This is a genomic window from Methylobacterium sp. Leaf125 (genome assembly GCF_001423085.1).
GTDB lineage: Bacteria > Pseudomonadota > Alphaproteobacteria > Rhizobiales > Beijerinckiaceae > Methylobacterium.
In genome coordinates, this window is record NZ_LMNU01000004.1 from 173,740 (window position 1) to 185,701 (window position 11,962).

Below are 11,962 nucleotides of genomic sequence, written 5' to 3' on the forward strand. Positions count from 1 at the left end.
CCGGTGCCAGCGGAGTCTGACGATCCCCCCATTGAACCCAACGGCCGGCCGCGTTGCGCCCCCGGACACCATCCCGCACCCCAATCCACATCCCTTCCGCACCCCTGCGCGCGAGAAACCGGTTTCCCCTTTCCGGCCCGATGCTCTAAACCCGGCCCCAGAGTAGAACATTTCCAAAGGCGGCCGGCGGGGTGTCCCGATGGGCGCGGGACCAGGGAACGCCATGCGCATCGGACTGTTCGTGCCGTGCTACGTCGACGCCTTCGAGCCGGAGGTGGGGGTCGCCACGCTGGAGCTGCTGGAGCGCTTCGGGCTCGACGTGGACTACCCCTTCGACCAGACCTGCTGCGGCCAGCCGATGACCAACACCGGCTGCCACGCCGAGGCGGCCGCCACCGAGGCGCTGTTCGTCAAGAACTTCGCCCCCTTCGACTACGTCGTGGCCCCGTCCGGCTCCTGCGTGCATCAGGTGCGCGAGCACCTCACGGCGATCCCGCAGACGGACGAGGTCAAGGCGGTGCGGGCCAAGACCTTCGAGCTGGTCGAATTCCTGCACGACATCCTCAAGGTCGAGGAATTTCCCTGGGCGGAGTTCCCGCACCGGGTCGGCTACCACGGCAATTGCAACGCCCTCCGGGGCATCCACCATGCCCGACCGTCCGAGCTGAACGCGCCGTTCTTCTCCAAGCCCCTCGACCTGCTGAAGAAGGTCAAGGGCATCGAGATCGTCGCCCCCGCCCGGCCCGACGAGTGCTGCGGCTTCGGCGGCACCTTCTCGGTGTTCGAACCCGCGGTCTCGGCCAAGATGGGCTACGACAAGGTCTCCGATCACGCCCAGGCGGGCGCCGAATACGTCGTCTCGGCCGATTCCTCCTGCATGATGCACCAGAAGGGCTGCGCCGACCGGATCGGCGTGCCGCTGAAGTTCATCCACATCGCCCGCATCCTCAATGGAGCGACCGCATGAGCGCCTCCGAAGACCTTCACCCCCGCGGCGAACAGCGTCCGCAGGACGATGCCCGCCGCGACGGCGTGATCCACCCCGAGGTGCTGGCCGGCAACGACGAGAGCGAGCGCGGCCAGGACGGCCAGCGCCTGCAGCACGCCGAGGGCGCCTCGCGGCCGATCTCGGCCAAGGCCATCTCGCCGAAGGCGCCCCGGGAGCCGCAGCCGCGCGGCGCCAAGATCCGCGGCGACCGCCCCATCGACCAGGCCGAGGCCGCCGAGCGCTTCCTGGCCGCGCCGATGCACCAGAAGGCGCACGACGCCCGGCTCTGGGACCTGCGCTCCAAGCGCGACACCGCCGCCTTCGGCATCCCCGAATGGGAGGAGCTGCGCGAGCTCGCCTCGCAGATCAAGACGCACACCCTGGCCAACCTCGACCGCTACCTCGAGCAGTTCGAGGCGCAGGCCAAGGCCAACGGCGTCCACGTGCACTGGGCCGCCGACGGGGCCGAGCACAACCGCATCGTCCACGGCATCCTCAAGGATCACGGCGCGAGATCGCTGATCAAGTCGAAGTCGATGCTCACCGAGGAATGCGGCTTCCGGCACTACATGGCCGGCACCGGCATCGAGGTGATCGAGACGGATCTCGGCGAGCGCATCCAGCAGCTCGACAACGAGGAGCCGAGCCACGTGGTGGTGCCGGCCGTGCACAAGACCCGCTTCGACGTGGCCGAGGTCTTCTCCCGCACCATGGGGACCGACCCGGAGAACGACGACGCCCACTACCTGGCCGAGAGCCAGCGCATGCACACGCGCCCGCTCATCCTGGAGGCGGATGCGGGCCTGACCGGCTGCAACTTCGCCATCGCGGAGACCGGCACGGTGGTGACCTGCACCAACGAGGGCAATGCCGACCTCTCGGGCAACGTGCCCAAGCTCCAGATCCACTCCATCGGCATCGAGAAGCTGATCCCGCGCATCGAGCATCTCGGCGTGTTCCTGCGCCTGCTCTCGCGCTCGGCGCTGGGCTCGCCCATCACCCAGTACACCTCGCACTTTCGGGCGCCCCGCGCGGGCACCGAGATGCACATGGTGCTGGTGGATAACGGCCGCTCCGAGCGCCTCGGCATGGAGGAGTTCTGGACCTCGCTGAAGTGCATCCGCTGCGGCGCCTGCATGAACACCTGCCCGGTCTACCGGCGCTCGGGGGGCCTCTCCTACGGCGCCACCTATTCGGGCCCGATCGGGCTGATCATCGACCCGACCTTCAACAAGCGGAAATACTCGACCCTGCCGTTCTCCTCGACGATGAACGGCTCCTGCACCAACGTCTGCCCGGTGAAGATCAACATCCACGAGCAGATCTTCGCTTGGCGGAAGGTCCTGGCGGAGGAGCACCAGATCCCGCTCCTCAAGCAGGGCATGATGAAGGCGGCGGGCCAAGTGCTGAGCCGCCCAGCCACCTACCGGGCCGCCATCGGGGCGGCCGATTCCGCCCTGAAGGTGCTGCCGCGCTTCGCCGTCTACAACCCGCTCAACACCTGGGGGAAGGGCCGCGAGATGCCCGAAGCCCCGCGCCAGACCTTCCACGCCTGGTACAAGCAGAACCGCCTGGCGAAGGCGGGGGGCAAGAAGATCGACGGTAAGAAGATCGACGGCAAGAAGAGCGACGGCAACACGAGCGACGGCAACAAGTCCGGGGGCATCAAGTGAGCGTCCGCGAAGCCACCCTGGCACGCATCCGCCAGAACCGCCCGGCCGGCGAGCACCCGCTGCCGGAGGTGCCGCTCTTCGCGCCGCTGGTCGGCGACGACCGCGTGGCCGAGTTCGGCGAGCGCCTGAAGCGCATGGGCGGGCGGCTCGCCGAGGCGCCGCCCGAAGGGGACCTCTTCGCCAGCGTGCGCGAGCGCCTAGACGGCACGGCGGTCATCGCCTCCGCCGTGCCGGAGATCGCGGGCAACCGCGATCTCGGCGCCGTCGCCCGGCCGCAGGACCTCGCCGACGTCGACGTCGCTATCGTGCGGGCGGTGTTCGGCGTGGCCGAGACCGGCTCGGTGCTGTTCACGCAGGCCGAGTTGAAGGTGAACGCCGTCGCCTATCTCGCCCAGCACCTCGTGGTGCTCCTCGACCCGGCCGACATCCTGGTGAACATTCAGGCGGCCTACCGCCGCCCGGACTTCGCCCACGCCGCCTACGCCGTGCTGCACACCGGCCCCTCGGCCACCGCCGACATCGAGGGCGTGCTGATCCACGGCGCGCAGGGCGTGCGCTCGCTCACCGTGATCCTGGCGCCCCGGACCTGACCGGGCTCGTGCCGGGCCCTCAGCTGATCCGCAGCGCGTCCTGCTGCTCCGGCGGAACGAGCGAACGCAGCCGCTTGGCCACCGCGGTCGGGGCGTTGCAGATGGTGACCAGCCGCCAGACGATGGACCAGCCATCCGCCACCTTGGCTTGGGTTTAGGAGAAATCCGCCTGCGCCGGTTGCCGGATCCCGTTCTGGTCGAACAGGTAATACTGCCAGACCGAGTAGGGATTGGGCGTCGGGTCGGTGAAGGATTGGGCCAGCTGGTACATCCCCTGCGGGTAGGTGATCCCGGTTCGACCTGTGAAGTCCGCCGGGTGGACGTAACCCAGGGAATTGACGATCCGGTTTCCCTGGAAGGTCAATTCCGTGAAGGTGAAGTTCTTGTCGACCTTTGTGACGTAATTCATCACGTCGAGGACCGTGCGTCCTGGGACCTGGGTGAAGTCGACCGCGTAACGATAAAATATTCCAACGACGCTGAAGTTGACGGTCATGGCGTAGTCCCTGCGGCATCAGTAAAGCGCGCCAAGCCGCTGCCGATGCAGCGTGACGAGGCCTCCACGCCTGAGATGAAGGAAGGTCATCCGAATCGCCGGACAGGCACGTCTAGGTGGCATTTCTCGCGTGAGAAAAGCAACCTCAGATTTATTTTTGCCGTCTGCTGTTCCGGGGCCGCGGGCGCGACAGGCGTTGCGGGCGGACACGCTGCGTCAACCCAGACCCTCGCGGGACCGGCCCCGCGGGGAGGCTCGCACGTCGCGATGGCACGCCGCGAGGCGCGATCCTTGCTATGGTCGTCCCCGATCACGTCGTCCTCGCTGCGGTCATCTCTGCTAGGGTGACGACCCGAACCTGCCGGCAAGGAGCGGATGGTGCGCTATCAACTGGGCTGCAATTTATCCTACAACATCCTCTCGGACACGACGTTCATCTTCAATCTCGAAGTCGCGCGCCTGCGCAGCGTCGAGATCCTCCATGAAAGCCTGGTGTTGTCGCCGAACTTGAAGCGCGACATCTACATCACGCCCGACCTGCAGAACCGGTATCTCGGCGTCAACGTGCCGGTCGGGCAGTTCTCGCTGGAATACAGTGCCGAGGTCGAGCTCACCGTGCACCGGGCCGACCCGGCGACGATCAACGAGACGCCGATCGCGAAGCTGCCCCTCGACATCCTGCCCTTCCTGCTGCCGAGCCGCTTCGTCTCCTCCGACCGGCTGACGCCCTTCGCGCTGGCCGAGTTCGGTGCCCTGCCGAAGGGCCATCAGCGCGTCAACGCGATCTGCAACTGGATCCACGACCACCTGACCTACCAGCCCGGCACCAGCGACGGCGAGACCACCGCGGATGAGAGCCTGCTCAAGCGGGCCGGGGTCTGCCGGGACTTCGCGCATATCGGCACCGCCTTCTGCCGGGCGCTCGGCATCCCGGCCCGCTTCGTCAGCTGCTACGCCCACGGCCTCGTGCCGAGCGACTTCCACGCGGTGTTCGAGGCCTATCTCGACGGGCGCTGGTGGCTGTTCGACGCCACGCGCCAGGCCGACCTCGACGGGCTCGTGCGCATCGGCGTCGGCCGCGATGCCGCCGAGATCGCCTTCTCGACGCCCTGGGGCAACATGCAGCCGGTCAACCAGCAGATCCGCATCGTGCGGGCGGACGGGCAGGGCAGCCCGGCCCAGCGCACCGTCGACGCGATCTCCACCGAGGAGCCGGCCCCGCACGCCGGCGCGGCCTGAGGGTCGGCGGACACACGCCCCGACGCACGCGCTTCGGCAGGCGCGCCGCGTCGGGCTCGCTGCGCCGGTCTTGGCGTTCGGTCTTGCCGCGCCGGTCTTGCCGTCCGGTCTTGCCGAAGCGGGCCGGGGCGCGATCTGGACAGTTCACGGAGGGCATCGCGCCATGGCCTATCGTCACGTCGTCGGTCCGCGGACCCACGTCTTCGCCGATCTCGCAACCCTGATGGCGAAGGCGACGCCGGTGCGGTCGGGCGACCGGCTCGCCGGCATCGCTTCCGAATCCGCCGAGGAGGAGATGGCGGCGCGCTGGTGCCTCGCCGAGGTGCCGCTGCGCGAGATCCTGGCGCGTCCCCTGATCGCCTACGAGGCCGACGACGTCACGCGCCTCATCCTCGACACCCACGATGCGGGGGCCTTCGCCGAGATCGCCCATCTCACCGTCGGCGATTTCCGCGAGTTCCTGCTCACCGCCGCGCCGGGGACCCTGGCCCGGATCGCCCCCGGCGTGACGCCCGAGATCGCCGCGGCGGTCTCCAAGATCATGCGCAACCAGGACCTGATCCTGGTGGCGCGGAAGTGCCGGGTGGTCACCCGCTTCCGCAACACCATCGGGCTGCCGGGGCGCCTGGCCGTGCGCCTGCAGCCCAACCACCCCACCGACGATGCCGCCGGCATCACCGCCTCGATCCTCGACGGCCTGTCCTACGGCTGCGGCGACGCGGTGATCGGCCTCAACCCCGCCTCCGATTCCGTCTCGACCCTGAGCGGCCTGCTCCACCTCTTCGACGACCTGATCCGGCGCCTGGAGATTCCGACGCAAGGGTGCATCCTCACTCACGTGACCACCACGATCGCGGCGATGAACCGGGGCCTGCCCGTCGACCTGGTGTTCCAGTCGATCGCGGGCACGCAGGGGGCCAATGCCAGCTTCGGCGTCACCCTGCCGATCCTCCGGGAGGCGCACGAGGCGGCCCTCGCCCTCAAGCGCGGCACGGTGGGCGACAACTGCATGTATTTCGAGACCGGGCAGGGCTCGGCCCTCTCGGCCGGCCAGCACCACGGCATCGACCAGCAGACCCTGGAGGCGCGGGCCTACGCGGTGGCGCGGCCGTTCCGGCCCCTTCTGGTCAACACGGTGGTGGGCTTCATCGGGCCGGAATACCTCTACGACGGCAAGGAGATCATCCGGGCCGGGCTGGAGGACCATTTCTGCGGCAAGCTCATGGGCGTGCCCCTGGGAGTGGACGTCTGCTACACCAACCACGCCGAGGCCGACCAGAACGACATGGACACCCTGCTGACCCTGCTGGGGGCGGCCGGCTGCAACTTCATCATGGGCATCCCCGGCGCCGATGACGTGATGCTGAACTACCAGTCCACCTCGTTCCACGATTCCCTCTACCTGCGCGAGGTGCTCGGCCTGAAGCGCGCCCCGGAATTCGAGGCCTGGCTGGAGCGGATCGGGCTCACCGACGCGGACGGCGCCCTGCTGCCGCAGGGGCCGAGCGCCCGCCTGCTCGCGGCGGCGCCGGGTCTCGCGACCTCCGGCCTCGCGGATTCGGGCCTCGCCGCATGAGCGCCGACCGCCGTACGGGCGCCACCGGTCCGGACGCCGACCCCACGAACGATCCCACGATTGATCCCATGATTGATCCTTGGGCCCGGCTCGCCCGGCTCACCCCCGCCCGCATCGGCCTCGGCCGGGCCGGCTCCGGCCTGCCGACCCGGGAGGTCCTGCGCTTCGGCCTCGCCCACGCCCAGGCCCGGGACGCCGTGCACACGCCCCTCGACGCCGGGGCGGTGAGCGCCGGCATCGCCGGACTCGGCTTCGAGACCCTCACGGTGGCCTCCGCCGCCCCGGACCGGGCGACCTACCTGCGCCGGCCCGATCTCGGCCGCGCCCTCGGGGACGGGGCTGCGGCGGCGCTCGCCGCCGGCGGCGACGGCCCCGTGGATCTCGCCCTCGTGGTCGCCGACGGCCTCTCGGCCCGGGCCGTGCACGAGGGGGCGGCGGGCTTCCTCGCCGCCTTCAAGCCGCATCTCGACCGGGCCGGCTGGCGCGTGGCGCCCGTGGTGGTGGCGACGCAGGCACGGGTCGCCCTGGGCGACGGCGTCGGCGCGGCGCTCAGGGCCCGCGCCGTGGTGGTGATCATCGGTGAGCGGCCCGGCCTGTCCTCGCCGGACAGCCTGGGGCTCTACCTTACCCTCGACCCCCGGGTGGGGCGCTCGGATGCCGAGCGCAACTGCATCTCGAACGTGCGCCCGGCCGGGCTCTCGCACGATCTGGCCGCGTTCAAGCTCGACTGGCTCCTGACCCAGGCCTTCGCCCTCGGGATCTCCGGCGTGAACCTCAAGGACGACAGCGGGCCCGCCCTCGCGGCGGCCCCGGGCCCGACCCTGCTGGGCGACGGATCGGAGTCGGCCCGAGGCTCCTGAGGCTTCAAGGCTCCTGAAGCCTTCGCGCGCGGCCGGGAGACGAAAATGGCCGTCGCTTCAGGTTGTTCGGAAGAAATCCCGCCCGAAAGCGTGGCTGTGGCGAGGTCGCAACACCCCGAAAGCATCCCGACTTTGCCTTGGGAGACGCCTCTCGCCGCCGCGATCCCGCCATAAACCGGGACCACCTCAGCAAGCGCGGTAAACGATAGTTCCCCCAACGCTTTACCGCGGAGTTCAGACGCTTTCCGAGAAACGGTCCGGTGGGGCCGCGCGCCGTGGGTCCCCACGGAACGCACCCATCTGTTCGCGGTCGCGCCGAACCCACACATGCGTATCAGGCCGGGGCGGTGAGACGAACGATGGACGCGAGCAAAACCGACAAGTCGAAGCTTCCGAGCCGCCATGTCACGGAGGGGCCTGAGCGCGCTCCCCACCGCTCGTACCTCTATGCCATGGGCCTGACCCGCGAGCAGATTCACCAGCCGCTGGTGGGCGTCGCCTCCTGCTGGAACGAGGCCGCCCCCTGCAACATCTCGCTGATGCGCCAGGCGCAGGCGGTGAAGAAGGGCGTCTCGGCCGCCAACGGCACCCCGCGCGAGTTCTGCACCATCACGGTGACGGACGGCATCGCCATGGGCCATGCCGGCATGCGCGCCTCGCTGCCCTCCCGCGAGGTCATCGCCGACTCGGTCGAGCTGACCATGCGTGGCCACGCCTACGACGCCCTCGTGGGCCTGGCCGGCTGCGACAAGTCCCTGCCCGGCATGATGATGTCGATGGTGCGCCTCAACGTGCCGTCGATCTTCATCTACGGCGGCTCGATCCTGCCCGGCTCGTTCCGCGGCCGGCCGGTGACGGTGCAGGACCTGTTCGAGGCCGTGGGCAAGGTCGCGGTGGGCGACATGTCCCTCGAGGACCTCGACGAGCTGGAGCAGGTCGCCTGCCCGTCGGCCGGCGCCTGCGGCGCGCAGTTCACCGCCAACACCATGGCCACCGTTTCCGAAGCCATCGGCCTCGCGCTGCCCTACTCGGCCGGCGCGCCGGCGCCCTACGAGATCCGCGACAGATTCTGCATGACCGCGGGCGAGAAGGTGATGGAACTCATCGCCAAGAACATCCGCCCGCGCGACATCGTCACCCGCAAGAGCCTCGAGAACGCGGCGGCCGCCGTCGCGGCCTCGGGCGGCTCCACCAACGCGGCCCTGCACCTGCCGGCCATCGCCCACGAGTGCGGCATCAAGTTCGACCTGTTCGACGTCGCCGAGGTGTTCAAGCGGACGCCCTACATCGCCGACCTGAAGCCGGGCGGGCGCTACGTCGCCAAGGACATGTTCGAGGTCGGCGGCATCCCGCTGCTGCTCAAGACGCTCCTCGACCACGGCTTCCTGCACGGCGACTGCATGACGGTCACCGGCCGCACCATGGCGGAGAACATGGAGCGGGTGCACTGGAACCCCGACCAGGACGTGGTTCGCTCCGCCGGTACGCCCCTGACCCCCACCGGCGGCGTCGTCGGCCTGCGCGGCAACCTCGCCCCCGAGGGCGCCATCGTGAAGGTGGCGGGCATGTCGGAGGAAAAGCAGGTCTTCACCGGTCCGGCCCGCGTCTTCGACGGCGAGGAGGCCTGCTTCGAGGCCGTCCAGAAGCGCACCTACAAGGAGGGCGAGGTCCTCGTCATCCGCTACGAGGGCCCGAAGGGCGGCCCCGGCATGCGCGAGATGCTCTCCACCACCGCGGCCCTCTACGGCCAGGGCATGGGCGACAAGGTCGCGCTCATCACTGACGGGCGCTTCTCGGGCGCCACCCGCGGCTTCTGCGTCGGCCATGTCGGGCCCGAGGCCGCCGTCGGCGGTCCGATCGGCCTGATCCGTGACGGCGACATGATCACCCTCGACGCCATCAAGGGCACCCTCGACGTGGCGGTCTCCGACGCGGAGTTCGCCCAGCGCCGCGCCGCCTGGAGCCCGCGCACCAACTCGGCCACCTCCGGCTACCTGTGGAAGTACCAGCAGACCGTCGGTCCGGCGGTGAATGGCGCGGTGACCCATCCCGGCGGCGCCGAGGAGACGCACACCTATGCGGACATCTAGGACAGCCCACGGCCGCGTCACGCGGCCGGCACGGGCCGCCCGGGATCGGCCGCCGGCCTCGATAGGCCGGCGGCTCGCCGCGGCGGTCGGGCTCGTGTTCCTCGGCGCCCTGCCGGCGGCGGCCCTCGACGCCACCGCCCGGACACCGGTGCCCAGCGGCAACTACCGCAGCGCCCGCGAGGCCCTGCGCATGGGCGTGCGCGACTACAATGCCGGCGACAAGGAAGGGGCCGCCCGCGCCCTGGAATACGCCGCCGAGCAGGGCCATGCCCTGGCGCTGTGGAAGCTCGGCCGCATGTATGCGGAGGGCGACGGCGTGCCCCACGACGACCTGAAGGCGTTCGAGTTCTTCTCGCGCATCGCCGACGACACCACCGACGAGGGGCCGGACGCCCAGAACTCGGGCGTGGTCGCGAGCGCCTTCACGGCACTCGGGACCTACTTCCTCGACGGGATCAAGGGCACCTACGTGCGCCCGAATCCCGAGCGCGCCTACGACATGTTCAACTACGCCGCCTCGTATTTCGGCGACCCGAACGCGCAGTACAATCTCGGCCGGCTCTACCTCGACGGCACCGGAGTCGACACTGACGCGCGCCAGGCCGCGCGCTGGTTCAACCTCGCCGCCGAGAAGGGCCATGCCCCGGCCCAGGCCCTGCTCGGGCAGCTCCTCGTCAACGGCCAGGGCGTGCCGGCCCAGCGCGCCCGCGGCCTGATGTGGCTCTCCATGGCCCGGGAAGCCGCCCAGGGGCGCAAGGACGACTGGATCGTCGCCCTCTACGAGAAGGCCTGGGCCACGGCCAGCGAGGAGGACCGCGCCGCCGCGATGGCGCAGGCCTCCCAGACCACCGCCCAGGTCACCGGATCGGCGCGCCGCCGGCGCTGAGGTCCGACGGTCGCGCCGCCCGGGGACGCCCAGTTCGGGCAATCCGTTCGGCCGATCAGTTCGGCGACGTCCGGGCCGCGAGCGCCGTCACGAAGGACGGGCGCGCCAGGGTGGCGCTGACGTAGCCGGCGAGCTTCGGCCAGCGCCCGGCATCGACGGCTTCACCGGCCAGATGCAGGTTGTGGAAGCCCGTGGCCACGGAGATGTCCGCGACGCTGAAGGCGTCCCCGACGAGGTAGGGCCCGTCGATCTGCCCTTCGAGGTAATCGTAGATCTTCGGCAGGTCCTCGTTGAGGGCCTTGGCGACGGCGCCCTCGTCGCCGGGCTGCCCGAGCATCTTGGGCTTCACCACACGATTGGCGAAGGGGGCGATGATCGCGTCGAACATCTCGGTGTCGCCGTACTTGTCGAACCAGATCGCGCGGCCGCGGGCCTTGGCCTCGGACGGGTACAGCGCCGGGCTCGGGACCTTCGCCTCCAGGTAGGTCAGGATCGCCGAGGAATCGGCCAGCAGGAAGCCGTCATCGTCGAAGGCGGGAATCTTGCCGAGGGGGCTCGCCGCCTGGAACGCCGCATCCTCGGCGTGGAAGAACAGCGGGATGTGCTCCACCGCCTGGCCCTTCTCGGCCAGGGCGACGAGGACCTTGCGGACGTAGGGCGAATAGCCGGTGCCGTAGAGTTTCACGTTTGGGGGTGCTCCATGTTGGGGGGATCGGTGGAGCTTAACCCCCGGGCGCGCGGATCGTTCGCTCACGCGTCGGTGAGGTCGGCCGTCACCGGCACGTGGTCGGAGGGCTTTTCCAGGCCTCGCAGGTGCTTCTGCACCGAGGCCGCGGTCAGCCGGTCGGCGGCCTGCGGCGAGAGCAGGAGGTGGTCGATCCGGATCCCGGCATTCCGGTTCCAGGCTCCCGCCTGATAGTCCCAGAAGGTGTAGAGGCCGGACCGCGGGTCGCAGGCCCGCAGGGCATCGGTGTAGCCCTCGGCGAGGAGCGCCCGGAACGCCGCCCGGCTCTGGGGCAGGAACAACGCGTCCGCGCGCCAGGCCTCGGGGTCGGCGGCATCGTCCGGCTCGGGAATGACGTTGTAGTCGCCGGCCAGCACCACCGCCTCCTCGCCCTCGCGCAGGCCCTGCGCATGGCGCCGCAGCCGCTCCAGGAAGCCGAGCTTGTAGGGGTATTTCGGGCTGTCGACGGGATTGCCGTTGGGCAGGTAGATCGAGGCGACGCGCACGGGGCGCACCCCCTCGCCGGAAACCAGCGCCTCGATGTAGCGGGCCTGCTCGTCGCTGTCGTCGCCGGGGAGGCCGCGGCGGATCTCGGACATCGCCAGGGGCGCGCGCACCAGCAGGGCGACGCCGTTATAGGCCTTCTGCCCGAGGGTCTCGACGGCGTAGCCCGCGGCCTCGATCTCCGCCCGCGGAAACCCCTCGTCCTGGCATTTCAGCTCCTGCAGGCAGACCACGTCGGGCTTGGCCTCGTCGAGGAAGCCGACGAGGTGACCGACGCGCTGCTTGATCGAATTGACGTTCCAGGTGGCGATCCGCATGGGCAGGGGGTCTCTGGGA

12 protein-coding genes are annotated in these 11,962 nt (G+C 69.8%); 8 read left to right on the forward strand and 4 right to left on the reverse strand.

Annotation, left to right across the window (positions count from 1 at the left end; all coding sequences use genetic code 11):
* Positions 1–223: 223 nt before the first annotated feature.
* From ASF58_RS07830 to ASF58_RS07840, 3 genes are read left to right on the forward strand one after another with little or no spacing between them, the layout of a single operon-like run.
* On the forward strand, positions 224–967 hold the full coding sequence (locus ASF58_RS07830; protein WP_055949917.1) for a (Fe-S)-binding protein: 744 nt from the start codon (positions 224–226) through the stop codon (positions 965–967).
* Positions 964–2,661 (forward strand): lactate utilization protein B, encoded by a 1,698-nt coding sequence (locus ASF58_RS07835; protein ID WP_244477221.1) that lies wholly within the window; start codon positions 964–966, stop codon positions 2,659–2,661. Before ASF58_RS07830 ends, ASF58_RS07835 begins: the two co-directional genes overlap by 4 nt.
* Positions 2,658–3,251, forward strand: coding sequence for an LUD domain-containing protein (locus tag ASF58_RS07840; protein WP_055949919.1), 594 nt, complete (start codon positions 2,658–2,660; stop codon positions 3,249–3,251). The genes ASF58_RS07835 and ASF58_RS07840 overlap by 4 nt, the downstream gene beginning before the upstream one ends.
* 19 nt (positions 3,252–3,270) lie before the next feature.
* Here ASF58_RS07840 and ASF58_RS27430 read toward each other — a convergent pair whose 3' ends face one another.
* Positions 3,271–3,393, reverse strand: coding sequence for a hypothetical protein (locus ASF58_RS27430; protein ID WP_280137532.1), 123 nt, complete (start codon positions 3,391–3,393; stop codon positions 3,271–3,273).
* A 12-nt stretch (positions 3,394–3,405) separates the two neighbouring features.
* Positions 3,406–3,747, reverse strand: coding sequence for a hypothetical protein (locus ASF58_RS07845; RefSeq protein WP_055949922.1), 342 nt, complete (start codon positions 3,745–3,747; stop codon positions 3,406–3,408).
* 378 nt (positions 3,748–4,125) lie between these two features.
* Between ASF58_RS07845 and ASF58_RS07850 the strand changes: the two genes are divergently transcribed.
* The 5 genes from ASF58_RS07850 (at position 4,126) to ASF58_RS07870 (ending at position 10,398) form a co-directional block, all read left to right on the forward strand.
* Complete coding sequence (locus ASF58_RS07850; RefSeq protein ID WP_055950117.1) at positions 4,126–4,986, forward strand: transglutaminase family protein; 861 nt, start codon at positions 4,126–4,128, stop codon at positions 4,984–4,986.
* Between the two features lie 163 nt (positions 4,987–5,149).
* Complete coding sequence (locus ASF58_RS07855; protein WP_055949925.1) at positions 5,150–6,562, forward strand: ethanolamine ammonia-lyase subunit EutB; 1,413 nt, start codon at positions 5,150–5,152, stop codon at positions 6,560–6,562.
* Positions 6,563–6,630: 68 nt separating this feature from the next.
* The gene (gene eutC, locus ASF58_RS07860) at positions 6,631–7,422 is read left to right on the forward strand and encodes an ethanolamine ammonia-lyase subunit EutC (protein WP_156375578.1); all 792 of its coding nucleotides are present in this window, start codon (positions 6,631–6,633) and stop codon (positions 7,420–7,422) included.
* Between the two features lie 359 nt (positions 7,423–7,781).
* Complete coding sequence (ilvD, locus tag ASF58_RS07865) at positions 7,782–9,512, forward strand: dihydroxy-acid dehydratase (protein WP_055949931.1); 1,731 nt, start codon at positions 7,782–7,784, stop codon at positions 9,510–9,512.
* Positions 9,499–10,398 carry a tetratricopeptide repeat protein gene (locus ASF58_RS07870; protein WP_055949934.1) on the forward strand — a complete coding sequence of 300 codons (900 nt, stop codon included), beginning with the start codon at positions 9,499–9,501 and terminating at the stop codon, positions 10,396–10,398. The genes ilvD and ASF58_RS07870 overlap by 14 nt, the downstream gene beginning before the upstream one ends.
* 55 nt (positions 10,399–10,453) lie before the next feature.
* Here ASF58_RS07870 and ASF58_RS07875 read toward each other — a convergent pair whose 3' ends face one another.
* Both ASF58_RS07875 and xth read right to left on the reverse strand, forming a co-directional pair.
* On the reverse strand, positions 10,454–11,083 hold the full coding sequence (locus ASF58_RS07875) for a glutathione S-transferase family protein (RefSeq protein ID WP_055949937.1): 630 nt from the start codon (positions 11,081–11,083) through the stop codon (positions 10,454–10,456).
* Positions 11,084–11,148: 65 nt separating this feature from the next.
* Entirely contained in the window at positions 11,149–11,943 is a 795-nt protein-coding gene (xth, locus tag ASF58_RS07880) for an exodeoxyribonuclease III (RefSeq protein ID WP_055949940.1), read from the reverse strand.
* Between the last annotated feature and the right edge of the window lie 19 nt (positions 11,944–11,962).